Here is a 24,847-nt window from a genome sequence, read left to right as displayed (position 1 = left end):
TCCATCGGGTCCATCGGGTCCGCCGGGTCCGCCGGGTCCGCCGGGAGTCAGATGAGCGGAACCGTCTCGGCGTGGGCCGGCCGCGCGTCCGTGGCCGACTGCGCGCCCCTGCTCGCGTGCGCGTCCGTGGGCGCCCAGGCCGCGAGTGGGTCGAAGCCGCGGTGGCCGCACTCCCCGAAGACGGTGAGCGGTCCGCCGCCGGACAGCGCGACGAGCTTCCACAGGGCGGGCCGGGACAGCGCGGCCGGGGCGACCGGCAGGGCCGAATCCCCTTCCGCGTGCACCAGTTGCCAGCCGTCCCGGGACGGCACGGGTATGACGTCGCGCAGGGTCACCGGCCAGGAGTCCAGCCAGGGGTCGTCGCCCAGGGCCCGTCCGTACGCGGCGATGGCCCCGGTGACCGTGACACCCGGCGGCGGGGTAGCGGCCGGCACCGGAGAGCCGAACTGCGGCCCCAGCTCGGCCCGTAGCTGTCCCGCCCCCTGATGCGGGGTGAGCTCCGCGTCCAGCGTGACACCCACCGGCAGGGCCTGGCCGGGGGAGCGGCCGGGGGCCCCGAAGGACAGCAGCAGCGCGGTGCGGCCCGACTCCCGCCCGTACAGCCAGATACGGCGGGCGACGATCTTGCCCTCCGGGGTGTCGTACTGGGCGAGGACCAGCCAGTGGTCACGGACCGGCGCACCCCCGGCAGCGGCCGGCAGCCCGACGCGGGTACGGACCGTGGCCGCCAGTGGCGGCGGCAGCCGGTCGATGCGCTGCCAGCCCGTGTCCAGCAGATGCAGCAGCGCGCACTCCTCCAGCAGCCGCACCGGCCGGCCCGGCCCGGATGTCGGCATCGCCCCCAACTCCCGCACCCGGCCGGCGAGACCGGGCGCCTGGGCATCGACCATCCGGGCCGCCGTCTCCTCCCACAGCCCGTCCCCGGACTGCTCTGCCGCCGCCAGCCCGCCGCGCACCAGGTCGGTCAGGCGCCGCTCCAGCTCCCGGACGCCGCCGCCGATCCGCTCGGCCCTGCGCTCGGCCCGGCGCCGGGCGGCGGCCGGATCGGCGGGCCCGGCGGCCGCGCCCGCGCCGCCGTCCGGCTCCTCCCGCACCGCAGAGGCCTCCGCGCGGCGGCGCCGGCCCGCCAGCCACTCACCGGCCCAGTCCGGCGGAACGGCCGAGGGCAGGGCCGCCTCGTCGGACGCCCGGAGCAGCAGAAGGCCCAGCGCGTGCTTGCAGGGGAACTTCCGGCTGGGGCAACTGCACGTGTACGCGGGCCCCGTGGTGTCGACCACCGTCCGGTACGGCGTACTCCCGCTCCCTCTGCACAGCCCCCACAACGCCCCCTGCTCCTCCCGGCCGGTGTCCGACCACGGACCGGCCGTACCGAGCTTGTTCCCTGCCTTGCGTGAAGCGTCGTCAGGAGCCAGGGCCAGGACCTGCTCCACCGTCCAGCGCACCGCCGGAGCGGCGGTGCCCAAGGGTTCTCCCCCGTCAGTCAGCAGCATGCATACGACGGTAGGCCGCACCACTGACAACTGATGTGACCTGCGCGAACGTTGATTGTCAGTGCCATGGTGCACGGTGGGAAGCACATCGGGACGACCGATCTGGAGGGGGATCCATGACCGTGTCAGAAACCACCGCGGCCGTGGGCGCAGAGGCGCTGCGCCCGCACGCGGAAGATGCCTTCGCCGACGAGCTGAAGGCGCTCGCGGCCGCCGACGACCGCTCGCGCCCCGCCCGTTGGCGGCTGTCGCCCTGGGCCGTCGCCACGTACCTGCTGGGCGGTGCGCTGCCCGACGGCACGGTGATCTCACCCAAGTACGTGGGGCCGCGCCGTCTCGTGGAGGTCGCCGTCAGCACCCTCGCCACGGACCGGGCGCTGCTCCTGCTCGGGGTGCCCGGCACCGCCAAGACCTGGGTGTCGGAGCACCTCGCGGCCGCCGTCAGCGGAGATTCGACCCTCCTGGTCCAGGGCACGGCGGGCACCCCGGAGGAAGCGGTCCGCTACGGGTGGAACTACGCACAGCTCCTCGCGCACGGCCCCAGCCGCGACGCGCTGGTACCGAGCCCGCTGATGCGCGCCATGTCCGAGGGCATGACCGCGCGGATCGAGGAGCTCACCCGGATGCCCGCCGATGTGCAGGACTCGCTGATCACCATCCTGTCCGAGAAGACCCTGCCACTGCCCGAGCTGGGCCAGGAGGTCCAGGCGGTCCGCGGGTTCAACGTCATCGCCACCGCCAACGACCGCGACCGAGGGGTCAACGAGCTGTCCAGCGCGCTGCGCCGCCGGTTCAACACGGTGGTCCTGCCGCTGCCGGCCACCCCGGAGGCGGAGGTCGAGATCGTCTCCCGGCGCGTCGAGCAGGTCGGCCGCGCGCTCGACCTGCCTCCCGCACCCGACGGCCTCGCGGAGATCCGCCGCGTGGTCACCGTCTTCCGCGAGCTGCGCGACGGGGTCACCACCGACGGCCGCACCAGGATCAAGTCGCCCTCGGGGACGCTGTCCACGGCCGAGGCCATCTCCGTAGTCACCAACGGCCTCGCGCTCGCCGCCCACTTCGGTGACGGGGTGCTGCGCGCGGGTGACGTGGCGGCCGGCCTCCTCGGCGCGGTCGTGCGGGACCCGGCCGCCGACCGGGTGGTCTGGCAGGAGTACCTGGAGACGGTGGTGCGTGAGCGGGACGGCTGGAAGGACTTCTACCGCGCCTGCCGTGAGGCCTCCGCGTGACCGGCACCCCGCGCCCCGGGATCTCGCGCCCCGGGATCTCGCGCTCAGCTGCCCCGCGCTCAGGCACCCCGCGCCGCCCCGGCGGGCCGCTGCTGCTGGGGGTGCGGCACCACGGCCCCGGCTCGGCCCGCGCCGTCGGCGCCGCACTGGAGGCCGCCCGGCCCCGGGCCGTGCTGATCGAGGGCCCGCCCGAGGGCGACGCGCTGCTGCCGCTCGCCGCCGACGAGCAGATGCGGCCGCCCGTCGCACTGCTCGCCCACGCGGTGGACGATCCCGGCCGGGCGGCCTTCTGGCCGCTCGCCGGGTTCTCGCCCGAATGGGTCGCGATCCGCTGGGCCCTCGCGCACGACGTGCCGGTCCGCTTCATCGACCTCCCCGCCGCGCACTCGCTGGCCATGGCGGAGAAGGACGAGGAGAAGAAAGAGAAGGAGGGGAAGAGGGAAGAAGAGGAGCGCCGGGAGGCGTCCGAGGACGCCGGGGAAGCGGTCCCGCCGCCCGTCCCGGTCGACCCCATCGGGGTGCTGGCCGAGACCGCGGGCTACGACGACCCCGAGCGCTGGTGGGAGGACGTCGTCGAACACCGCGCCCACGACGGGGCCCCCGTCGACCCGTTGGCGCCCTTCGCCGCGCTCGGCGAGGCGATGACCGCCCTGCGCGAGGTGTACGGGGACGGCGGCCACCCCAGGGACGCGGTCCGCGAGGCGTACATGCGGATCCAGCTGCGCACGGCCCGCAAGGAGTTCGACGACGACGTCGCCGTGGTCTGCGGCGCCTGGCACGTACCCGCGCTCGAAGCGAGGACGACGCTCGCGGCCGACCGGGCCCTCCTCAAGGGACTGCCCAAGGTCAAGGCCGAGCTGACCTGGGTGCCCTGGACCCACCAGCGGCTCGCCCGGCACAGCGGATACGGGGCCGGGATCGACTCACCGGGCTGGTACGCACACCTCTTCGCCTCCCCGGACCGCCCGGTCGAACGGTGGATGACCAAGGTCGCCGGACTCCTGCGCGACGAGGACCGGTTCGTGTCGTCCGCCCACGTCATCGAGGCCGTCCGGCTCGCCGGGACCCTCGCCGCCATGCGCGGCCGGCCGCTCGCCGGACTGAGCGAGGCGACCGACGCCGTGCGGGCCGTGATGTGCGAGGGCTCCGACATGCCGCTCGCCCTCGTCCGGGACCGGCTGATCGTCGGCGGCGCCCTCGGCGAGGTACCCGACACCGCCCCCGCCGTGCCGCTCCAGCGCGACCTCACCCGCCGGCAGCGCACCCTGCGGCTCAGACCGGAGGCGTCCGAACGGGACATCGAGCTCGACCTCCGCAAGGACACCGACGCGGCGCGAAGCCGGCTGCTGCACCGGCTGCGGCTCCTCGGCGTCGGCTGGGGCGAGCCCACAGCGGGCCGGGGGAGCACCGGCACCTTCCGGGAGAGCTGGCGGCTGCGCTGGGAACCGGAGCTGTACGTACGCGTCGCGGAGGCGGGCATCTGGGGCACCACCGTGCTCTCCGCCGCCACCGCCCGCGCCGAGTCGGACGCCCTGTCGGCCACCGCCCTGGCCGACGTCACCGCGCTCGCGGAACGGTGCCTGCTGGCCGGACTGCCCGACGCGCTGCCCGTCGTCATGCGGATGCTCGCGGACCGCGCCGCGCTCGACACGGACGTCGGCCACCTCGCGGACGCCCTGCCGTCCCTGGCCCGCGCGCTGCGCTACGGAGACGTCCGGTCCACGGACACCGCCGCGCTCGGGGAGGTCGCGGCGGGGCTCGCGGAGCGGATCTGCGTCGGGCTGCCCCCCGCCTGCACCGGACTCGACGACGAGGGGGCCGCCGCGCTGCGCCGCCAGGTGGACGGCGTCCACACAGCGGTCGGCCTGCTCGCCGGCGCCGTACCGGCGAACGCGGACGGGCTGCGCGAGCGCTGGCGAGCGGTCCTGCACAAGCTCGCCGCCCGGGACGCGGTCGCGGGAGTGATCCGGGGCCGGTCCGCCCGACTGCTGCTCGACGACGGACACCTCGAACAGGACGACGCGGCCCGGCTGATGGGCCTGGCCCTCTCGTCCGGCACACCGCCCGCAGAGGCCGCCGCGTGGATCGAGGGCTTCGTCGGCGGGGCGGCCGGCGGCGGCATGCTCCTGGTCCACGACGAGAGGCTGCTCGCCCTGGTCGACACCTGGCTGTCCGGAGTCGCCCCGGACACCTTCACCGACGTGCTGCCCCTGCTGCGCCGCACGTTCTCGGCGTACGAATCGGGCGTCCGGCGCACGCTGGGCGAGCTCGTCCGGCGCGGCCCGGCCGCCGGGGGAGGGGCCGGCGCGGTCGCGGTCCCCGGCGGGACGACGGCCCCCGGATTCGGCCCGGTCCTGGACGGTCCACGCGCGGACGCGGTGCTGCCGGTGCTCCGCCTCCTGCTGGGCCTGGACGAGGGAGCGGCGGCGACCGGGAACGACGAACAGACACTGGGGGCGACGGGATGACCAGGAACACGCACACACAGAGGAACACCCCCACGGACACCCACGTAGACACCCACACAGCCACGGACACCAAGGCGGCGGACGCCGAACGGCTGCGGCGCTGGCGCATGGTGCTGGGCGCGGACAGTGCGGAGAGCACCGGCCGCACCCTGACCGCACGCGACGCCGCGATGGACGGCGCACTGACCGCGCTGTACGAGAGCGGCGGCAGACAGCCCGGCGGCCGGGGCGGCAGCGGCCGCTCGGCCGGGCTCGGCGCGTCCGCGCCCTCCGTGGCCCGCTGGCTCGGGGACATCCGTACGTACTTCCCCAGCTCCGTCGTCCAGGTCATGCAGCGCGACGCCATCGACCGGCTGGGCCTCTCCGCGCTCCTGCTCGAACCGGAGATGCTGGAGGCAGTCGAGCCGGACGTCCATCTCGTCGGCACCCTGCTCTCGCTCAACAAGGTCATGCCGGAAACGACGAAGGAGACCGCGCGAGCCGTCGTGCGCAAGGTCGTCGAGAAGCTGGAGAGCCGCCTCACCACCCGCACCAGGACCGCGCTCACGGGTGCGCTGGACCGCTCGGCGAAGGTCAGCCGGCCGCGTCACCACGACATCGACTGGAACCGCACCATCCGGGCCAACCTCAAGAACTATCTGACCCTCCCCGGCGAGGACGGGGCGGCCGGGACGGGCACGGTCGTGCCCGAGCGGCTCATCGGCTACGGGCGCGCCGCGCGGTCCGTACGCAAGGACGTCATCCTCTGCGTCGACCAGTCCGGTTCGATGGCGGCCTCCGTCGTGTACGCCTCGGTCTTCGGCGCCGTGCTCGCCTCCATGCGCGCCCTGCGGACCAGACTCGTCGTCTTCGACACGGCCGTCGTCGATCTCACCGACCAGCTCGACGACCCGGTGGACGTGCTCTTCGGCACCCAGCTCGGCGGCGGCACCGACATCAACCGGGCGCTCGCCTACTGCCAGTCCAGGATCACCCGCCCGGCGGACACCGTCGTCGTGCTCATCAGCGATCTGTACGAGGGCGGCATCCGCGACGAGATGCTGAAGCGGGTCGCCGCGATGAAGGCGTCCGGGGTGCGGTTCGTGACCCTGCTGGCCCTCTCCGACGAGGGAGCGCCCGCCTACGACCGTGACCACGCGACGGCGCTCGCCGCGCTGGGTGCTCCGGCCTTCGCCTGCACGCCGGACCTCTTCCCGGAGGTGATGGCGGCCGCGATCGAGAAGCGACCGGTGCCCGTGCCGGACCGGGAGGCCCCTGCGTGACGGCGGTGTCTCCCGGCCCGGACAGGCCGTCCCCCGACCGTCGTACCGGGGCCGATTTGTCCACTGCGACCCGGCCACCAGGGCGGCCTGTGACCGTAATCACCGCCCAGGGGGGATCTGCGATTTAGGGTCCTGCGGGGCGCGGGGATAACCTGCGAGATGGACATGCCGCGTATTCGGTCACCGTGTGCGCCTTCCTAGTGACAGAGCAGTCACGTTGCCCCTCGCGGCACGCCCACGCAGAAAACCAACCGCGAGACCATTTGATAAGGGACGGACGCGCGTGGACCTGTTCGAGTACCAGGCGAGGGACCTCTTCGCCAAGCACGGTGTACCGGTGCTGGCCGGTGAAGTCATCGACACGCCTGAGGCAGCCCGCGAGGCGACCGAGCGGCTGGGCGGCAAGTCTGTCGTCAAGGCGCAGGTGAAGGTCGGTGGCCGGGGCAAGGCCGGTGGCGTCAAGCTGGCGGCCGACCCCGACGAGGCGGTCGCCCGTGCGACCGACATCCTCGGCATGGACATCAAGGGCCACACGGTCCACAAGGTGATGATCGCCGAGCTGTCCCCGGAGATCGAGGCGGAGTACTACGTCTCGTACCTCCTGGACCGCACCAACCGCACCTTCCTGGCCATGGCCTCCGTGCAGGGCGGCATGGACATCGAGGAGGTCGCGGAGAAGACCCCCGAGGCCCTCGCGAAGGTCCCGGTGAACGCCGTTGACGGTGTCGACATCGTGAAGGCCCGCGAGATCGTGGCCCAGGCGAAGTTCCCGGCCGAGGTGGCCGAGGGTGTCGCCGAGGCCATGGTGACCCTGTGGGACACCTTCGTCGCGGAGGACGCCCTCCTCGTCGAGGTCAACCCGCTGGTGAAGACCAAGGACGGCCGGATCCTGGCCCTGGACGGAAAGGTCTCTCTCGACGAGAACGCCGACTTCCGCCAGCCGGAGCACGAGGCTCTTGAGGACAAGGCGGCAGCCAACCCGCTCGAAGCTGCGGCCAAGGCCAAGAACCTCAACTACGTCAAGCTCGACGGCGAGGTCGGCATCATCGGTAACGGTGCCGGTCTGGTCATGTCGACCCTGGACGTCGTCGCGTACGCCGGTGAGCACCACGGCAACGTGAAGCCCGCCAACTTCCTCGACATCGGTGGCGGCGCCTCCGCAGAGGTCATGGCGAACGGCCTGGAGATCATCCTCGGCGACCCGGACGTCAAGTCCGTGTTCGTCAACGTCTTCGGTGGCATCACTGCCTGTGACGAGGTCGCCAACGGCATCGTCCAGGCGCTCGAACTGCTCAAGACCAAGGGCGAAGCGGTCACCAAGCCGCTCGTCGTGCGCCTCGACGGCAACAACGCGGAGCTGGGTCGCAAGATCCTCTCCGACGCCAACCACCCGCTGGTTCAGCGCGTGGACACCATGGACGGCGCGGCCGACAAGGCCGCCGAGCTCGCCGCGGCTGCGAAGTAAGGAAGAGGGACTCAGACCACCATGGCTATCTTCCTCACCAAGGACAGCAAGGTCATCGTCCAGGGGATGACCGGCGCGACGGGCATGAAGCACACCAAGCTCATGCTCGCCGACGGCACCAACATCGTCGGCGGCGTGAACCCGCGCAAGGCCGGCACCTCCGTCGACTTCGACGGCAACGAGGTACCCGTCTTCGGTTCCGTCAAGGAAGCGATGGAGAAGACCGGCGCGAACGTGTCCGTCCTCTTCGTGCCGCCGGCCTTCTCGAAGGCCGCCGTCGTCGAGGCGATCGACGCCGAGATCCCCCTCGCCGTCGTGATCACCGAGGGCATCGCCGTGCACGACTCGGCCGCCTTCTGGGCGTACGCCAACGCCAAGGGCAACAAGACCCGGATCATCGGTCCGAACTGCCCGGGTCTCATCACCCCCGGCCAGTCCAACGCCGGCATCATCCCGGGCGACATCACCAAGCCCGGCCGCATCGGTCTCGTGTCGAAGTCCGGCACGCTGACCTACCAGATGATGTACGAGCTGCGTGACATCGGCTTCTCGTCCGCCGTCGGCATCGGTGGCGACCCGGTCATCGGTACGACGCACATCGACGCCCTCGCGGCGTTCGAGGCCGACCCCGAGACCGACCTGATCGTCATGATCGGCGAGATCGGCGGCGACGCCGAGGAGCGTGCGGCGGACTTCATCGCGAAGAGCGTCACCAAGCCCGTCGTCGGTTACGTCGCGGGCTTCACCGCCCCCGAGGGCAAGACCATGGGCCACGCCGGCGCCATCGTCTCCGGCTCCTCCGGCACCGCGCAGGCGAAGAAGGAGGCCCTTGAGGCCGCCGGCGTCAAGGTCGGCAAGACGCCGACCGAGACCGCCAAGCTGGCGCGCGAGATCCTCGGCGCCTGACGCCTCACCGCGTCGGAGCAGCACCGCAGGATCGCGTCACCGAGCGCACAGACGCGGGCCCGTACCCCCGGCCGGGGGTACGGGCCCGCGTCTTTCGTGTACGGGGCTTTCAGGACACGCCCCAGGGCTCAGCCCACCCGGGGAACCAGCCGGGCCGGGCCGCGCACCAGCTCGCCGCCGAGCTTCTTCTGGAGCTTCTTGTCCTGCGGCGTGAGCTTCTGCGGCCCGCCCAGCGCCGGCACCCCGCTGACCTTCTGCGCGGGCGACTGAGGCGTTTCGTACTTCCTCGGGGCAGTGGCCAGGGTGATCAGGGTCAGGCCGATCAGCAGCACGGTGAACGCGATGGCCGCCCGCGTCCAGAGCTGCGCCTTGCGCTCGCTGCCTGTCCGGATCAGCTCCGGGACCGGCAGCGAGGTCGCGGGCTGGGCGCGGGCGAGCGCGCCCAGGTGCTCGTGCAGCAGCGCCGCCTGCTCGGCCGGTGCCGTCGCCGTCGCGAGCTCGGGCAGCTTCTCCGCGACGGCCGCCCGCGCGGTCATCAGCCGCCCCGCCGCCGCCGGGGTGCTCGCCTCCGTCTCCGCTGCGGTCTCGGGCAGCCCGAGCCCGACCCCGTCGTGGAGCAGCAGCGTGCGGCGGTACGCGGGCGGCAGGGACAGCAGCGCGTCGAGCAGCGCGCGGGGGCCGGGCGCCTCGGGCGGCGGATCGGCGTGGCGGTGTTCGGGGCGCACCCGCCGCCACGGCGACATCGCGTGCTCGTAGGCGGCCGCCCGTACCCAGCCCACCGGGTCGCGGTCCACGGCGACCTCCGGCCAGCGCTGCCAGGCGAGGTCGAAGGCCTTGCCGACGGCCTCGCGGGACAGGTTGCGGCGGCCGGTCAGCAGATAGGTCTGGCGGAACAGCGCGGCGGCCGTGTGCCGGTACAGCGCGTCGAACGCCTCGGCGGGGGAGGCGCTGGGCGGCTCGGCGGGCCTCTCGCCGTGGGGCCCGCCGGGTGTCTCGGTGGGCGTCTCCTCAAGGGGGTCGGCAGGAGGCTCGACGGATGACGCGCCGGGTTTCTCGCCGGGCGTCCGGCCGGTCACCTCGACGGGCACCTCGACGTGCGGTTCCACGGGGGGCTTCGGGGGAGGCGTAGCCGTGGACGTCGCGTCCGCCATTCCGATGAGCCGGGCGTACGCCTCGCGCTTGCGCCCGCGTGGACTGGTGCGGCCCGTCTCCCAGGACCGGACCGTGGCCCGGGTGACCCCCACGGCCGCCGCGACCTGCTCCTCGGTCAGCGACTTCGCCTCGCGCAGCCTGCGGCGCTCCTTGGGCGAGGGGAGCGGCTGGGCGGCGGCCGTGCCGGTCGTGCTCTGTGTCATGAGGGTTCCCCGCCCGGTCTGCACTGGGTCAAAAAGTACATAAACATATATTGAGCGACACAGCGGTCATTCGCCCGTTACATGGATTAAGCGCGTGTCGTTGGGAGCATTGCGGCGTGACCCAAGTGACCGAACGCAGCCCCTCGTTGTCGGCAGACCAGGGACGGCCCGCCGTACTGGCCTCGGCGCTGCTGCGCGGGGTGCTCGCCGCAGGGCTCGGGCTGGGCTCCATCGCGGTGCTCGTCATGGTGCTGTGGATCAGTTCCCCGGCCTCCGGCAGCGGTTCCGGCGAGGCTGTCCACACGGCCGCCGGACTCTGGCTGCTCGCCCATGGCGCCGAACTGATCAGAACCGACACCCTGACCGGGACCCCGGCCCCCGTCGGCGTCGTCCCGTTGCTGCTCGCCGCCATGCCGGTCTGGCTGGTGCACCGCGCGGTCAGGGACGCGCTGGAGCCCGACGAAGGGCGCGGAGCCCCCTCGCCCGGAGCCGCGTTCGCCCTGGTGACGGGCGGATACCTGCTGGTCGGGGCGCCGGTCGCGCTCTACGCACGCGGGGCCTCGCTGTCTGCGGAGCCGCTGTCCCTGCTGTTCCCTTCGCTCCTCGTGGTGGCGGGCGCGGCGGCGGCCGGGGTGTGGACGGCGGCCGGGCGCCCGGTCGGGCCGCCACCGTCATGGGCGCCGGTGCGGCTGCACGAGGCGATGGCGCGCTCCCGGTTCGTCCGGCGGGCGGAGGCGGCGGGCCGCTCCGCGGCGGCCGGGGTGATGGTCCTGCTGGGCGGGGGCGCGCTGGTGGTCGCGGTGGCGCTGGTGTGGCACGCGGACCCGGTCCAGGACTCGTTCCTGCGGATCTCCGGCGACTGGGCCGGCCGGTTCGCGGTGCTGTTCCTGGCGCTGCTGCTGGTGCCGAACGCGGCGGTGTGGGGTGCGGCGTACGGGCTCGGGCCGGGGTTCGCGCTCGGTACGGGGGCCACGGTCGGCCCGATGGCGTTCACCGGCCGCCCGGCGGTGCCGGACTTCCCGCTGCTGGCCGCGATGCCGGCCGAGGGCGCGGGGACGCCGCCGAACTGGGCGACGGCCGCGGTCCCGGTCGCGGCGGCGCTGGCGGTCGCCTGGTTCACCGTGCGACGGGCGGCGCCCGCGCACGGTGAGCGCGAGGAGGCGTGGAGCCTGCGGGAGACCGCGTTCACCGCCGCGCTGGGGGCGCTGGGGTGCGGGGCCGGTGCGGCGCTCCTCGCGGCGGCGGCCGGCGGACCGCTCGGGACCCGGGCGCTGGCGGAGTTCGGCCCGGTGTGGTGGCGCATCGGGGCGGCGGCCCTGGTGTGGACGGCCGTACTCGGCGTACCGCTGGCGCTGCTGCTGCGGGCCTGGCGGCTGCGTGGACGTACCGCACCCGAGCAGCCCGAGCAGCCGGCGAAGAGCACGGGGCCCGCACCCGCACCCGCACCGGCCCCCGTCCCCGTCCCGGAAGGCACCACCGGGCGGAACGCGGACGCCAAGACCAAGGACGGTGAGGGTGACAAGGACGCCAAGGGCGCCAAAGACACCAAGGGCGCCAAGGACGCGAAGGACAGCGCGGACGACGAGGACGCCGAGCTGTACGACTTCCTGCCGACCGATCCCTGGCACGCGAGGGCGGACAGCGAACGGGCGGACAGCGAAAGGGCGGACCAGCCGGCCGAGGCCGGACCGGTCCGCCCGCCGGACACCACTTCCTGAAGCCGGCTCCGGACGCTACTTCTTGACGCCGAAGAGGGGCTCCAGCGGCTTCGGCAGCAGGTCGTTGCAGGCCACCTGGCCCGACTTGGTGAGGGCGTCGTTCACGCAGGTGTAGTAGTCGCGGTAGACCAGCTGCACCGTGAACGACGTCGCGACGATCGCCAGAGCGATCAGGGCCGTCACCAGACCGCTGACCGCGGCCGTCGTCTGCTGCCTGCTGCCGCGCTGCAAGACATTGGAACCCGGCGCACCGGCTGCGCCCGGTGCGCTCGGCGCGGCAGCCGAACCCGGCGCGGGGGCCGGGCCTGCGGCGGTACCGGGCCCCTGGAGAGCGGCGTCCGCGCCCGGGGCCGCCGGCTGCGCGGCGGCCTTGTCGCCGGTCGCTGACGGGTCCTTCGGCTTGGCCCGGAGCGCGCTGATCGACCAGTAGGTCGCGAGCGCCCCCAGCAGCAGGGCGATCTCCGGCAGATCGAAGATCGCGAAGAAGAAGGCCCACATGCCGGCGAGCAGGGAGTAGCGCGCCCGGCGCTGGACGGGGTCGGTCGGGTCCCAGCGCAACCCGCCGGGCTTGCCCTCGGGGCCGCCCTTGCCGCCACCCGGTCCGTTCGGTCCGGTGGGTCCGGCGGGCTGCCCGCCGAAGCCGCCGCTCTGGCGTCCGGGCTGCTGGCTGCTCCACTGGCTGCCCCAGACGGGCCGGTTGTCCGTGGAGCCGTCCTCCGGCGCGTCCCCACCGTCCCCGTTTCCGTTGTTCCCGCCGTTCCCGCCGTTGACCGGGTGGCGCGGCTGCCACGGCTGGTCCGGGCGGTCCTCCGGCGGCGGCGCGAAGGGATTGTCGTCCTGCGGCCCTGACCCGGAGGGCCCCGACGGCGAAGAGGACGAAGGAGACGAAGAAGAGGACGAGGAAGAGGACGAGGAAGAGGAGGAGGGCGAAGAAGAGGAGGAGCCCGGCGTGGGGGACTGGCGCTCCCGCATCAGCAGTGAGCTCGGCTCGGTCAGCGGGTGGCGGAAGGCGGTGCGGCGGCGTCGGTCCGGCATATGGTGAACGTCTTCCCCATCTCGTCATTGCCGCCCTGCGGACGGTTCGCTGTCCCTGACGCTACCTCCCGGCGAGGAGGGGCCGAAAGCTGGGCGTGCACGCGCGGTGGCCGACAGCTGCCGCCCGCGGCACCCGCTCCCGGCGCCGACCGGAGCGCCACCGGTCCCTCACCCCCGTCACGCAAGGCCCTCGCAAGGTGCCGGTATCGTTGCTGACGGTCGGCGCGTTCGTAGAGTTCCCCGTATCGGGGGGCGTGGTTCTTTCGTACGACCGTACAAACAGCATGGCCGCCGTGGCGCGGCCGCTTCGAACTGCTCCACACGCGAGAAAGGGCCCAGCCGTGGCCTCCCCGCTCTCCTCCGCCGCCCCGGCCCGACTGGTCGTCCTGGTCTCCGGCTCCGGTACGAACCTCCAGGCCCTGCTCGACGCGATCGGTGACGACCCCGAGGGGTACGGCGCGCAGGTCGTGGCGGTCGGTGCGGACCGCGACAAAATCGCCGGCCTGGAGCGGGCCGAACGGGCCGGAATCCCCACGTTCGTGTGCCGGGTCAAGGACCACGCGACGCGTGCGGAGTGGGATGCCGCGCTCGCCTCCGCCACCGCCGCGCACCGCCCGGACCTCGTCGTGTCCGCGGGGTTCATGAAGATCGTCGGCAAGGAGTTCCTCGCCGGGTTCGGCGGCCGGATCATCAACACCCACCCCGCCCTGCTCCCCAGCTTTCCCGGTGCCCACGGGGTACGTGACGCGCTCGCGTACGGCGTGAAGGTCACCGGGTGCACCGTCCACTTCGTCGACGACGGCGTCGACACCGGTCCGATCATCGCGCAGGGCGTGGTCGAGGTGACCGAAGAGGACACCCCGGAGGGCGAAGCGGCCCTCCATGAACGCATCAAGGAAGTCGAGCGCAAGCTGCTCGTCGAGGCCGTGGGGCGGCTCGCCCGTGACGGCTATCGCATTGAGGGACGAAAGGTTCATCTCGATCATGTCGGTGAATAAGCCCATCCGCCGCGCCCTGGTCAGCGTCTACGACAAGACCGGGCTCGAAGACCTCGCCCGCGGACTGCACGAGGCCGGTGTCGAGCTGGTCTCCACCGGCTCCACCGCCGGGAAGATCGCGGCCGCCGGAGTGCCGGTCACCAAGGTCGAGGAGCTCACCGGCTTCCCCGAGTGCCTCGACGGCCGCGTCAAGACGCTGCACCCCCGCGTCCACGCCGGAATCCTGGCCGACCTCCGGCTCGACGCCCACCGCGAGCAGCTCGCGGAGCTGGGCGTGGAGCCGTTCGACCTGGTGGTCGTCAACCTCTACCCGTTCAAGGAGACCGTCGCCTCCGGCGCCTCGGCCGACGAGTGCGTGGAGCAGATCGACATCGGCGGCCCGTCGATGGTCCGTGCCGCCGCGAAGAACCACCCGTCGGTGGCCGTCGTCACCAGCCCCGAGCGCTACGCCGACGTGCTCGCCGCCGTCAAGGAGGGCGGCTTCGACCTGACCGCCCGCAAGCGGCTCGCCGCCGAGGCCTTCCAGCACACCGCCGCGTACGACGTCGCGGTCGCCTCCTGGTTCGCGGACGACTACGCCGCCGCCGACGACTCGGGCTTCCCCGACTTCTTCGGTGCGACGTACGAGCGCCAGGACGTCCTGCGCTACGGCGAGAACCCGCACCAGCCCGCCGCGCTCTACACCTCCGGTACCGGCGGACTGGCCGGTGCCGAGCAGCTGCACGGCAAGGCGATGTCGTACAACAACTACACGGACACCGACGCCGCGCGCCGGGCCGCGTACGACCACACCGAGCCCTGCGTCGCGATCATCAAGCACGCCAACCCGTGCGGCATCGCGATCGCCGCCGACGTGGCGGAGGCGCACCGCAACGCGCACGCCTGCGACCCGCTTTCCGCGTACGGCGGTGTCATCGCCGTCAACCGCCCGGTGACCGTCGCCATGGCCGAGCAGGTCGCGGAGATCTTCACCGAGGTCATCGTCGCCCCGGCGTACGAGGACGGCGCCGTCGAGGTGCTGTCCCGCAAGAAGAACATTAGGGTGCTGCGCTGTCCCGAGGCCCCGTCCGCGGAGGTCGAGGTCAAGCCGATCGACGGCGGTGCGCTGCTCCAGGTCACCGACCGGCTCCAGGCCGAGGGCGACGACCCGGCCAACTGGACGCTCGCCGCGGGTGAGGCGCTCTCCGCCGATGAGCTGCGGGAGCTGGCCTTCGCCTGGAAGGCGTGCCGCGCGGTCAAGTCGAACGCGATCCTGCTCGCCAAGGACGGTGCCTCGGTCGGCGTCGGCATGGGCCAGGTCAACCGCGTCGACTCCGCGAAGCTCGCCGTCGAGCGCGCGGGCGAGGAGCGTGCCCGGGGCTCGTACGCCGCCTCCGACGCCTTCTTCCCGTTCCCCGACGGGCTGGAGATCCTGACCGGGGCCGGCGTCAAGGCCGTGGCCCAGCCCGGCGGTTCGGTCCGTGACGAGCTGGCGGTCGAGGCCGCGAAGAAGGCGGGCGTGACGATGTACTTCACGGGCACCCGGCACTTCTTCCACTGAGTCCGACGCACGAAGGGCCGGTCTCCCCCAACAAGTTCGGGGAGACCGGCCCTTCGTGCGTCGCCGTACGGCGTTACTTCTTGATCACCAGGGTGTTCGCGGCCTTGTCGTGCCAGCCGCGCAGCTGTCCGGTGTTGTCGAAGAACGGCGAGATCACGATGAGGATGTAGCCCAGGAAGCAGGTGATGTACCCGAGGCCGATCGGGAAGCCCCAACGGACCAGCGCCGGGCCGAAGGACGGCTTCTGGCCGGTCCGGGAACTGACGATCCGCATGCCGAGGATCATCTTTCCCGGCGTCGAGCCCATCGTGCTGACGAAGATGACGTCGTAGAAGATGACCGTCAGAGCCGAGAGGATCGCGGCGCCGATGAAGGACCCGACGGCCAGTCCGGCGGACGACCCGTCATCGTCCCCGCTGACGCCGGCGGCGACGGAGCCAAAGATGATCATGTTGAGAATGAACACCACGATGTACGCGAAGATCATGTCGAGCAGACGGGCGCCGAAGCGGGCTCCGTACGTGCCGACCTCGACCATGCCCAGGCCGGGCACGTTCGCGTAGCCCTCGGGCACCGGGGCGCCGGGCTGGCCCATGTGCTGCTGCGGGTAGCCGTAACCGGGCTGGCCCTGCGGCGGGATGCCGGGTGCCTGGGGGTAGCCGTAGCCCGGCTGGCCCTGCGGCGGAACGCCCTGGGGAGCCTGCTGGGGATAGCCGTAGCCCGGCTGGTCCTGCGGCGGCTGGCCGGGCTGCTGCCCGTAGGGGTTGTTCGGGTTCGGGTCGCCGAAGCTCATGTGGGTGTTTCCTCCAACGGACATACGGGGACGAATGCGGCCGCGCGGAGGAAGAAAACATCAGTGGTCCGCCCCCCGGGTACTTCTGCGGCACTGCGGCCTTCATCGTTATAAGCGGGACGTAAGTTTGTCCAGCCGCTGCGTGAGAAGTTGTCCAAGTGCAACCTTGTGTCCACGGCCGCTACCTGTGATTGGTCCCCGGGTGGGGTCATCCGCGAGAATGCCCCCCATGACTGCCCAGATTCTCGATGGCAAAGCCACCGCAGCCGCGATCAAGTCCGATCTCACCGTCCGCGTGGCGGCCCTCAAGGCGCGGGGCATCACCCCCGGCCTGGGAACCCTCCTGGTGGGGGACGACCCGGGCAGCAAGTGGTACGTGGCGGGCAAGCACCGCGACTGCGCCCAGGTCGGCATCGGCTCCATCCAGCGCGAACTCCCCGACACCGCCACCCAGGAGGAGATCGAGGACGTCGTACGCGAACTGAACGCCGATCCCGAGTGCACGGGTTACATCGTGCAGCTGCCGCTCCCCAAGGGAATCGACACCAACCGCGTCCTGGAACTGATGGATCCGGCCAAGGACGCCGACGGTCTGCACCCGATGAACCTCGGCCGCCTCGTGCTCAATGAGAAGGGCCCGCTGCCCTGCACCCCGCAGGGTGTCGTGCAGCTGCTCCGCCACCACGGTGTGGAGATCAACGGAGCGCACGTCGTGGTCGTCGGACGCGGCGTCACCATCGGCCGGTCGATCCCGCTGCTGCTGACCCGCAAGTCGGAGAACGCCACGGTGACCCAGTGCCACACCGGTACGCGTGACCTGTCCGCCCAGCTGCGGCAGGCCGACATCATCGTCGCGGCCGCCGGGGTGCCCCACATCATCAAGCCCGAGGACGTGAAGCCGGGCGCGGCCGTGCTCGACGTCGGCGTCAGCCGGGACGAGAACGGCAAGATCGTCGGAGACGTCCACCCGGGCGTGGCCGAGGTCGCCGCGTGGATCTCGCCCAACCCGGGCGGCGTCGGCCCGATGACCCGCGCCCAGCTGCTCGTCAACGTGGTCGAGGCGGCCGAGCGCGACTCCGCCCCGGCCGCGGGCTGATCCGAACCGGAAGGAACCCCATGGGTGCTGGTACGAGTCCGGCCGACCGCGCCGCCGCCGCGGACGGGCCGGCCGCCGAGAGCGATGACGCGGAAGTGGAAGCGGAAGCCGAAGCCGAAGCCGTGGAGGCGCCGGGTGGCGCGGCAGACGACACCGCCGCGGACGGCCGCACCGGCAGCCACCTGGCACCCGCTCCCGCCGAGGGGTCCACGACGGGCCGTTCGCGCGAGGCGGCGTCGCTCACCACGGACACCGCGCGCCCCGAGGGCGGCGGCCGGGCGGCGGGCGGAGACGCGCCGGCGCCCGCCAGGCAGTGGCCGTTGCTCGCGGTGCTCTGCACGGCCGCGATCGGGCTGCTGGTGGTGGCCACCGACCCCTTCGAGGAGGCCTTCCGGATCGGCACGATACTGATCGGCGTGGCCCTCATCGGGGGCGCGGTGCTCCGGCTCGTGATCCCCTCGGTGGGCATGCTCGCGGTGCGTTCCCGCTTCACGGACCTGGTGACGTACGGACTGCTCGGCGTCCTCATCGTGATGCTCTCGCTGATGGCCCAGCCCAAGCCGTGGCTGGACATCCCGTTCCTGGAGAACGCGGTCCACTTCACGATCCGCTGAACCGTTCCGCTCACCGGTGCCCGCCCCCTCCCCCGAGAAGGGACGGACACCGGGGGCGGGGCGCGCCGGAGCGAAATCCTCCGGAATGCGGCGAGTTGAGCGGCCTTGCCCCGTCCTGGTCCCAGCCTTGTGGTTGGGGAAGGTCTGTTCAAGGGATGACTGTGGCCTGTGGCACGGAAGTGACCATTCCGCCACGGTGTGATCGCCAGGCAACGATGGCGGACAGCCGGTGTACGACAGCCGACGGATGGCCGTGGGCCGGCGGGGCAGGGGCGCGCGAGGGTGCGTGCCGGACGCACGAGTGCAACCGTGCGCTGCCTCGCGAGGAACTGACAGCCCGCGTTCGCGTATCTCCCTGGGTAGCCCGGAACGGAAGACCACTGCTTCCGGGCAGGGGGCGAGCGGTGCGCGGGGCGCATCCGGAAACGGGAAAGCGGAAGCCGAATCGACGTGAAGCGGGAATTGGGAAGCAGGGGGGAAGTAATGCCTCGTTGGAAGGCGCTGCCGGAGGATCTCGGCCCACAGGTACGGGAATTCGCGGGCCAGCTGCGCAGACTCGTCGACCGCAGCGGCCTGAGCATCGCCGCGCTGGCCGACCGCACGGGGTACAGCAAGACGTCGTGGGAGCGGTACCTGAACGGGCGGCTCCTCGCCCCCAGGGGTGCGATCGTCGCGCTGGCCGAGGTGACGGGCACCAACCACGTCCATCTGAACACCATGTGGGAGCTGACGGAACGGGCCTGGAGCCGGGCCGAGATGCGTCACGACATGACGATGGAGGGCATGCGGATCATCCAGGCGCGTGCGGCGCTCGGTGAGAACGGGCAGCCGTCGCGCGGCCATGGCAGGAGCCGCCCCTCAGGTGCCGTCGGCACGGCCGAGGACGCTGCCGGTGCGAGCGGCGGGCGCCGCTCGCCGTCCGTGCCCGTCCAGCGCGGGACCGTTCCGCACATTCCCCAGCAGCAGCAGCAGCAGTCGCAGTCACAGCAACAGCCGCAGTCCCAGCCGCAGCAGCAATCCCAGCAGCAGTCCCAGCCGCAGCCGCTGACCTGGCCGGTTCAGGCCGTGGGTACGGGCACGGGCACGGGCACGGCCATGGGCACGGGCGCGGGGCCCGGTCAGCCGCCGTTCGCGCACCCGGAGCCCGAAAGCCGCCGCGGTGGTCGGGGCAATGGCGGGGGCCGCGACGGCAGTCGCCGTAAACAGCTGGTGATCGCCGTGGCCGCGTTGGGCGTTCTGGCGGCGGTGACCGCTGCCGTGCTGCTGACCGGCCCCGGTGGTGACTCCGACGCCGACCGGGCTGCCGCCCCTTCCCCGACACCGAAGACCAGCGCCCCGGGACTGCCGGCCGGGATCGGTTGCAGCGGCTCCGCATGCGCCGGACAGGACCCCGAGGACATGGGCTGCGGCGGCACGCACGTCCGTACGGTCGCCAGCGCCACCGTCGGCGCGAGCGTCGTCGAGGTGCGCTACAGCGAGCCCTGCGGGGCGGCGTGGGCCCGGATCACCAAGGCGGCGGCCGGCGACACCGTGCGGATCAGCGCGGGCGGTGCGGGCCAGGACGGCAAGGTGTCCACCGCGCTGGACACGTACACCCCGATGGTCGCCGTGAAGCGGGTCGCGGACGTCAAGGCGTGCGCCACCCTCACCACCGGCACGAAGGGATGCACGGCCGAAGCGACCGGGTGACCGTGACCGTGACCGTGAGTTGTGTGCGGTGCCACAGGGGGCCGGGCGGCCATGGGGTTCCGGGTCGGATAGCCTGATCGCTGGATATCTCTTCACATCAAGATTCAGGGATGTCCAGCACCAGGGGCCAGGAGCCCCCACCGCCAGCTGTCTAACGGAGATCGCCATGACCCGCACTCCCGTGAATGTCACCGTGACCGGCGCAGCCGGCCAGATCGGCTACGCGCTGCTCTTCCGCATCGCCTCCGGCCACCTGCTCGGCCCGGACGTGCCGGTCAACCTGCGTCTCCTGGAGATCCCGCAGGGACTCAAGGCGGCCGAGGGCACCGCGATGGAGCTCGACGACTGCGCCTTCCCGCTGCTGCGCAACATCGAGATCACCGACGACGCCAACGTCGGCTTCGCCGGCGCCAACGTCGCGCTGCTCGTCGGCGCCCGCCCGCGCACCAAGGGCATGGAGCGCGGCGACCTGCTCTCCGCCAACGGCGGCATCTTCAAGCCGCAGGGCAAGGCGATCAACGACAACGCCGCGGACGACATCAAGGTCCTCGTCGTCGGCAACCCGGCCAACACCAACGCGCTCATCGCGCAGGCCGCCGCCCCGGACGTGCCGGCCGAGCGCTTCACGGCGATGACCCGCCTCGACCACAACCGCGCGATCTCGCAGCTGGCCGCCAAGACCGGTGCCGCCGTCTCCGACATCAAGAAGCTGACGATCTGGGGCAACCACTCGGCCACCCAGTACCCGGACATCTTCCACGCGGAGATCGCGGGCAAGAACGCCGCCGAGCTCGTCAACGACGAGGCCTGGCTGGGCGACACCTTCATCCCGACCGTCGCCAAGCGCGGCGCCGCGATCATCGAGGCCCGTGGCGCGTCCTCGGCCGCCTCCGCCGCGAACGCCGCCATCGACCACGTGCACACCTGGGTCAACGGCACCGCCGCCGGCGACTGGACCTCGATGGGTATTCCGTCGGACGGCTCCTACGGCGTCCCCGAGGGCATCATCTCGTCCTTCCCGGTCACCACCGAGAACGGCACGTACAAGATCGTCCAGGGCCTGGACATCAACGAGTTCTCCCGTGCGCGCATCGACGCGTCGGTGAAGGAGCTCACCGAGGAGCGCGACGCGGTCCGCGAGCTCGGCCTCATCTGATCCACCGCCCGTTCGCGGGTACGCAGACGCCCCCGGCAGCCGCTCGCTGCCGGGGGCGTGGTGTTAGGGCCTTACGCCTCTTCCGTGCGCACCGGGAACTCAGTTGCCGCGCAGTTCGTCCGCGATCCCGTGTACGGCGGTCATGGCCCTGCGTTGAAGCCCCGGGCCGAAGGTGATCCGGGCGGCGCCCAGCTCCCCGAGCCGGCGCGGGCCCGGACCGTCCGGCCGGGCGAGCGCGTTGAGCGGTGCGGACACGGCGGCGGCCAGCCGGGGGAGCGACTCGGCCGGGGCACCGATCGGGTAGACGCAGTCCGCGCCCGCCGCCACGTACAGCAGCGCGCGGCGCACGGTCTCCGCCTCCTGGTCCGTACCGGCCGGGACGCCGCGCACGTACGTGTCGACCCGCGCGTTGACGAAGAGCGCGTCCCCGGCGGCCGCCCGCACCTCCGCCAGCCGGTCCGCCTGCCGGTCCGGCTCCATCAGGACACCGTCCACCGAGTCCTCCAGGTTGCAGCCGACCGCCCCGGTGGCGAGCAGCCGTTCCACCAGCTCCTTCGGCGCCAGCCCGTACGCCGCCTCGATGTCCGCGGAGACGGGGACGGCGACCGCGCGGGCGATCCGCGCCACCGCCGCGAACATCTCCGCCGCGGGCGTCTCCCCGTCCTCGTACCCGAGCGACGCCGCGACCCCCGCGCTCGGCGTGGCCAGGGCCGGGAACCCGGCGTCCGCGAAGACCCGGGCGCTCGCGGCGTCCCAGGGGCCGGGCAGGACCAGCGGATCGCCGGGGGTTCGGCCGTGGTGCAGGGCGAGCAGTTCGGACGCGGTCATCGCGGGGCTCCAGACGGGGGAGGGGGGCGGGACGGTCAGCGGTGGTCGCCCGGGGTGTAGTGGCCCGGGACCATCCGGGTGGACACGGCGAACCGGTTCCAGGCGTTGATCGTGATGATCGAGGCGATGAGGTGGGCGAGCTCCGTCTCGTCGAAGTGCTTCGCGGCCTTCGCGTACACCTCGTCCGGCACGAAACCGTCGGTCAGGACGGTCACCGCCTCGGTCAGCTCGATCGCCGCGATCTCCTTCGGCGTGAAGAAGTGCTGCGACTCCTCCCAGGCGCTGAGCTGCACGATCCGCTCCACGGACTCACCCGCCGCCAGCGCGTCCTTGGTGTGCATGTCGAGGCAGAACGCGCAGTGGTTGAGCTGCGAGGCCCGGATCTTCACCAGCTCGGCCACGACCGGGTCGGTTCCCTTGCGGGACGCGGCCTCCAGTCGGGCCATCGCCTTGTAGACGTCGGGGGCGTGCTCGGCCCACTGCATGCGGGGCGTGTGCTCTGCGGTGTACTCGGACGTTGCGTGGTGGTGCTCGTTCGTGGTCATGGATACGACGCTACGCGCGGGATGGCGCAGCGGTATGGTCCATTTTCATGACGGATCCCTGGGCCACTTTCGGTGCCGACCTGCACATTGACCCGACCGGCGCAACCGGACTGCGGGCCGGGCTCATGGACGCCCTGCGCGAGGCGGCCCGGACCGGACGGCTGGCACCGGGCACCCGGCTGCCGTCGTCCCGCACCCTCGCGGCCGACCTCGGCATCGCCCGCAACACCGTCGCGGACGCCTACGCGGAACTGGTCGCGGAGGGCTGGCTCACCGCCCGCCAGGGCTCCGGCACCCGGGTCGCCCGGCGCGCCGAGCCGCGCCGCGCGGCGACCAGGGCGCCGCGTTCCCGGCCGCCCCGCACCAGCCCCGCCTACAGCCTGATGCCCGGCTCGCCCGACCTCTCGACGTTCCCGCGCGCCGAATGGCTCAAGGCCGCCCGCCGCGCCATCACCTCGGCCCCCAACGACGCCCTCGGCTACGGCGATCCACGCGGCCGCGTCGAACTGCGCACGGTGCTGGCCGACTACCTGTCACGGGCCCGAGGCGTGTACGCGGACCCCGAACGCATCGTCATCTGCGCCGGCTTCGTCCACGGACTGATGATGACGGGCAAGGTGCTGCGGGAGCGCCGCGTGCGGGAGGTGGCCGTCGAATCGTACGGACTCGACGTGCACACCCGCCTGCTCACCGAGGCCGGGCTGCGCATCCCCTGCCTGCCGCTCGACGAACTCGGCTCCCGTACCGGCGAACTACCCGGCATACGGGGCGCGGGCGCGGTGCTGCTGACACCCGCGCACCAGTTCCCGACCGGGGTACCGCTCCACCCCGACCGGCGGGCGGCCGCCGTCGACTGGGCCCGGAGCACGGGTGGCCTGATCCTGGAGGACGACTACGACGGAGAGTTCCGCTACGACCGACAGCCGGTCGGCGCCCTCCAGGGACTGGACCCGGAACACGTCGTGTACTTCGGCACGGCCAGCAAGTCCATGGCACCGGGGCTGCGGCTGGGCTGGATGGTGGTCCCGCAGGCACTGGTGGGCGAGGTGACCGAGGCCAAGGGGCTGAGCGACTGGTCGTCCAGCGCGCTGGACCAGCTGACGCTCGCGGAGTTCATCGCCTCCGGCGCGTACGACCGGCACGTGCGCTCCATGCGGCTGCGCTACCGCCGCCGCCGCGACCAGCTCGTCGCCGCCCTGGCGGAACGGGCCCCGTCCATCAGGGTCAGCGGGATCGCCGCCGGACTGCACGCCGTACTCGAACTCCCGGAGGGCAGCGAGGCGGACGTCGTCCGCTCCGCGGCCTGGCAGGGACTGTCGGTGGAGGGGCTGTCCCGCTATCGCCACCCGGACGCCGAGGCGAGCCGCGAGGCGCTGGTCATCGGCTACGGAACCCCGACCGACAGCGCCTGGGCGGGCACACTGGACGCGCTCGTACGGGTGCTGCCGTGAGGCGAAGCGCGCGGGGGCGCCGACCGGCGCCATCACGGCACCCGGGCTCGACCGGACGCGCGGTACGTCGGCGGCCGCCGTCGACCGGACGCTCGGCAGGGCAGCGGCCCGGCTCGACCGGACGCGCGGTACGTGAGCGGCCGCCGTCGACCGGACGCGCCGTACGGCGAGTGTCACCAGCAGTCCGGCGGCGGGGTCGACCAGGGTGAACGCGTCGGGGCACCCGGATTCCAGCCGCGCCATCGCCTCCTCCTGCTGCTCATGATCCTCGGCCCAGGCCCGGAGTCCGTCCAGCACGGTGGAGCTCCGGAGGACGGCCGCCCGTACGTCCGTTCCCCCGCGATGCCCCAGCGTCCCCTTGATCCCCTCCGCGAGCCGGGGCGCCCGCCGCCGCAGCCACCGGAGGGCGAGCCGGCGATTGCGCACCACGACCTCCCCCAGCGAAACGGCGCGCTGCCCGTCGGTCACGGTGATCTCCGCCCCGTAGCCCAGCCCGGTCACGCGGCGCTCTCCCGCTCGGCCTTCAGGATCGCGGCCGCCGCTTCGACGGCGGCCGCGAGCACCTCAAGCCCGGCCGCCTCGGCCTCGCGTTCGCTGACGCGCCGATCGATCGCGGCATCCAGCGCGGCGAAGAACTGTGCGCAGGACTCCGGTTCCGCGCGGACACGATCGCCCACCGGGGGCAGCGCGCTCGCATGATCAGGGACGCGCTTCACGACGGCTCCCGGTGCTCGGGGTGCTCTCCGTGCTCGGCCGCCCGGTGCCGCCTGCGCAGCACCCGGCAGTCGGTCGCCCGGCTCTCGTCCCGCTGGCTCCGGGCCACGGCTTCGGCCAGCTCGAACTCCTGGCAGACCCGGCACGCGGCGGGCTCGGCGGGCTCGGCTGCGCTGTTGTCGCTGGCGGTCATGCCACGTCCCCCCGGCTCCTGGCGTTCTCGTACGCGGTACGGGCGTGGAGGCGCTCGTCGCGGGTGGCGGGCCGGACGTACTCGGGGATGGCTTCCCACTCGGGCCCCCCGCCGACCGGCCGCAGCGACCAGTAGGGCCCGGAGGCGCCCCGGAACTCCCCGACGCGGTCGTTACGGCCCCGGTCCACCAGGAGTGCCCCGGCGGGCGGGAGTTGGACGCGCTTGTGTTCAGGCATCGCCGCACCTCTCTGTAGTCATTCCACTACCAAGGGCGTTCAGCGTGGCCTAGGGTGGGGCTGTCT

At 72.7% G+C, this 24,847-nt stretch carries 22 protein-coding genes; 13 read left to right on the top strand and 9 right to left on the bottom strand.

Annotation, left to right across the window (positions count from 1 at the left end):
- Positions 1 to 47: 47 nt before the first annotated feature.
- Positions 48 to 1,490 (bottom strand): SWIM zinc finger family protein, encoded by a 1,443-nt coding sequence (locus ACZ601_RS32730; RefSeq protein ID WP_469544777.1) that lies wholly within the window; start codon positions 1,488 to 1,490, stop codon positions 48 to 50.
- A 116-nt stretch (positions 1,491 to 1,606) separates the two neighbouring features.
- On the opposite strand from ACZ601_RS32730, the gene ACZ601_RS32725 reads away from it, so the two are divergent.
- The 5 genes from ACZ601_RS32725 to sucD all read left to right on the top strand — a co-directional run bounded on the left by ACZ601_RS32725 (position 1,607) and on the right by sucD (position 8,820).
- Positions 1,607 to 2,719, top strand: a complete 1,113-nt coding sequence (locus ACZ601_RS32725) for an ATP-binding protein (protein WP_469544775.1) — start codon at positions 1,607 to 1,609, stop codon at positions 2,717 to 2,719.
- Between the two features lie 35 nt (positions 2,720 to 2,754).
- Positions 2,755 to 5,187, top strand: coding sequence for a DUF5682 family protein (locus ACZ601_RS32720; RefSeq protein WP_469544840.1), 2,433 nt, complete (start codon positions 2,755 to 2,757; stop codon positions 5,185 to 5,187).
- Positions 5,184 to 6,449, top strand: coding sequence for a VWA domain-containing protein (locus ACZ601_RS32715; protein ID WP_469544773.1), 1,266 nt, complete (start codon positions 5,184 to 5,186; stop codon positions 6,447 to 6,449). Before ACZ601_RS32720 ends, ACZ601_RS32715 begins: the two co-directional genes overlap by 4 nt.
- Positions 6,450 to 6,732: 283 nt before the next feature.
- A complete protein-coding gene (sucC, locus tag ACZ601_RS32710) occupies positions 6,733 to 7,914 on the top strand; it encodes an ADP-forming succinate--CoA ligase subunit beta (RefSeq protein WP_469544771.1) in 1,182 nt (393 codons plus the stop codon).
- A 21-nt stretch (positions 7,915 to 7,935) separates the two neighbouring features.
- Positions 7,936 to 8,820 (top strand): succinate--CoA ligase subunit alpha, encoded by an 885-nt coding sequence (gene sucD, locus ACZ601_RS32705; RefSeq protein ID WP_024488439.1) that lies wholly within the window; start codon positions 7,936 to 7,938, stop codon positions 8,818 to 8,820.
- Positions 8,821 to 8,948: 128 nt separating this feature from the next.
- Here the strand turns inward: sucD and ACZ601_RS32700 are convergent, their stop codons facing one another.
- Positions 8,949 to 10,175, bottom strand: a complete 1,227-nt coding sequence (locus ACZ601_RS32700; protein WP_469544769.1) for a helix-turn-helix domain-containing protein — start codon at positions 10,173 to 10,175, stop codon at positions 8,949 to 8,951.
- A 125-nt stretch (positions 10,176 to 10,300) separates the two neighbouring features.
- Between ACZ601_RS32700 and ACZ601_RS32695 the strand changes: the two genes are divergently transcribed.
- Entirely contained in the window at positions 10,301 to 11,893 is a 1,593-nt protein-coding gene (locus ACZ601_RS32695; RefSeq protein ID WP_469544839.1) for a cell division protein PerM, read from the top strand.
- Between the two features lie 15 nt (positions 11,894 to 11,908).
- Here ACZ601_RS32695 and ACZ601_RS32690 read toward each other — a convergent pair whose 3' ends face one another.
- Positions 11,909 to 12,928 (bottom strand): hypothetical protein, encoded by a 1,020-nt coding sequence (locus ACZ601_RS32690; RefSeq protein ID WP_469544767.1) that lies wholly within the window; start codon positions 12,926 to 12,928, stop codon positions 11,909 to 11,911.
- A gap of 341 nt (positions 12,929 to 13,269) precedes the next feature.
- Between ACZ601_RS32690 and purN the strand changes: the two genes are divergently transcribed.
- The gene (purN, locus tag ACZ601_RS32685) at positions 13,270 to 13,926 is read left to right on the top strand and encodes a phosphoribosylglycinamide formyltransferase (protein WP_469544765.1); all 657 of its coding nucleotides are present in this window, start codon (positions 13,270 to 13,272) and stop codon (positions 13,924 to 13,926) included.
- Positions 13,913 to 15,466: a bifunctional phosphoribosylaminoimidazolecarboxamide formyltransferase/IMP cyclohydrolase gene (purH, locus tag ACZ601_RS32680; protein ID WP_469544763.1), complete on the top strand. Its 1,554-nt coding sequence runs from the start codon at positions 13,913 to 13,915 to the stop codon at positions 15,464 to 15,466. The genes purN and purH overlap by 14 nt, the downstream gene beginning before the upstream one ends.
- Positions 15,467 to 15,539: 73 nt before the next feature.
- On the opposite strand, the gene ACZ601_RS32675 is transcribed toward purH, so the two are convergent.
- Positions 15,540 to 16,259: an RDD family protein gene (locus ACZ601_RS32675; RefSeq protein ID WP_469544761.1), complete on the bottom strand. Its 720-nt coding sequence runs from the start codon at positions 16,257 to 16,259 to the stop codon at positions 15,540 to 15,542.
- Positions 16,260 to 16,488: 229 nt separating this feature from the next.
- Here ACZ601_RS32675 and ACZ601_RS32670 point away from each other — a divergent pair, with 229 nt between their 5' ends.
- The 4 genes from ACZ601_RS32670 to ACZ601_RS32655 all read left to right on the top strand — a co-directional run bounded on the left by ACZ601_RS32670 (position 16,489) and on the right by ACZ601_RS32655 (position 20,814).
- Positions 16,489 to 17,355 (top strand): bifunctional methylenetetrahydrofolate dehydrogenase/methenyltetrahydrofolate cyclohydrolase, encoded by an 867-nt coding sequence (locus ACZ601_RS32670; RefSeq protein WP_311303676.1) that lies wholly within the window; start codon positions 16,489 to 16,491, stop codon positions 17,353 to 17,355.
- A 20-nt stretch (positions 17,356 to 17,375) separates the two neighbouring features.
- Positions 17,376 to 17,969 carry a DUF3017 domain-containing protein gene (locus tag ACZ601_RS32665; protein WP_469544759.1) on the top strand — a complete coding sequence of 198 codons (594 nt, stop codon included), beginning with the start codon at positions 17,376 to 17,378 and terminating at the stop codon, positions 17,967 to 17,969.
- 483 nt (positions 17,970 to 18,452) lie between these two features.
- A complete protein-coding gene (locus tag ACZ601_RS32660; protein ID WP_469544757.1) occupies positions 18,453 to 19,658 on the top strand; it encodes a helix-turn-helix domain-containing protein in 1,206 nt (401 codons plus the stop codon).
- A 166-nt stretch (positions 19,659 to 19,824) separates the two neighbouring features.
- Entirely contained in the window at positions 19,825 to 20,814 is a 990-nt protein-coding gene (locus ACZ601_RS32655; protein WP_024488992.1) for a malate dehydrogenase, read from the top strand.
- Between the two features lie 99 nt (positions 20,815 to 20,913).
- On the opposite strand, the gene ACZ601_RS32650 is transcribed toward ACZ601_RS32655, so the two are convergent.
- A complete protein-coding gene (locus ACZ601_RS32650; protein ID WP_469544754.1) occupies positions 20,914 to 21,642 on the bottom strand; it encodes an isocitrate lyase/PEP mutase family protein in 729 nt (242 codons plus the stop codon).
- A 35-nt stretch (positions 21,643 to 21,677) separates the two neighbouring features.
- Positions 21,678 to 22,187, bottom strand: coding sequence for a carboxymuconolactone decarboxylase family protein (locus tag ACZ601_RS32645; RefSeq protein WP_469544752.1), 510 nt, complete (start codon positions 22,185 to 22,187; stop codon positions 21,678 to 21,680).
- Positions 22,188 to 22,234: 47 nt separating this feature from the next.
- Here ACZ601_RS32645 and pdxR point away from each other — a divergent pair, with 47 nt between their 5' ends.
- Positions 22,235 to 23,638 carry a MocR-like pyridoxine biosynthesis transcription factor PdxR gene (gene pdxR / locus ACZ601_RS32640; RefSeq protein ID WP_469544751.1) on the top strand — a complete coding sequence of 468 codons (1,404 nt, stop codon included), beginning with the start codon at positions 22,235 to 22,237 and terminating at the stop codon, positions 23,636 to 23,638.
- 497 nt (positions 23,639 to 24,135) lie between these two features.
- On the opposite strand, the gene ACZ601_RS32635 is transcribed toward pdxR, so the two are convergent.
- Genes ACZ601_RS32635 through ACZ601_RS32625 form a run of 3 tightly spaced genes read right to left on the bottom strand, consistent with a single transcriptional unit; the run spans position 24,136 to position 24,781 of the window.
- A complete protein-coding gene (locus ACZ601_RS32635; protein ID WP_469544749.1) occupies positions 24,136 to 24,354 on the bottom strand; it encodes a hypothetical protein in 219 nt (72 codons plus the stop codon).
- The gene (locus ACZ601_RS32630) at positions 24,351 to 24,545 is read right to left on the bottom strand and encodes a hypothetical protein (RefSeq protein WP_469544747.1); all 195 of its coding nucleotides are present in this window, start codon (positions 24,543 to 24,545) and stop codon (positions 24,351 to 24,353) included. Before ACZ601_RS32630 ends, ACZ601_RS32635 begins: the two co-directional genes overlap by 4 nt.
- A complete protein-coding gene (locus tag ACZ601_RS32625) occupies positions 24,542 to 24,781 on the bottom strand; it encodes a hypothetical protein (RefSeq protein ID WP_469544745.1) in 240 nt (79 codons plus the stop codon). Before ACZ601_RS32625 ends, ACZ601_RS32630 begins: the two co-directional genes overlap by 4 nt.
- Positions 24,782 to 24,847 lie beyond the last annotated feature (66 nt).

Source organism: Streptomyces sp. NPDC104307 (assembly GCF_055584045.1).
Note: the sequence above shows the minus strand (reverse complement) of the source record. Positions and strands in the feature narration are given on the sequence as shown.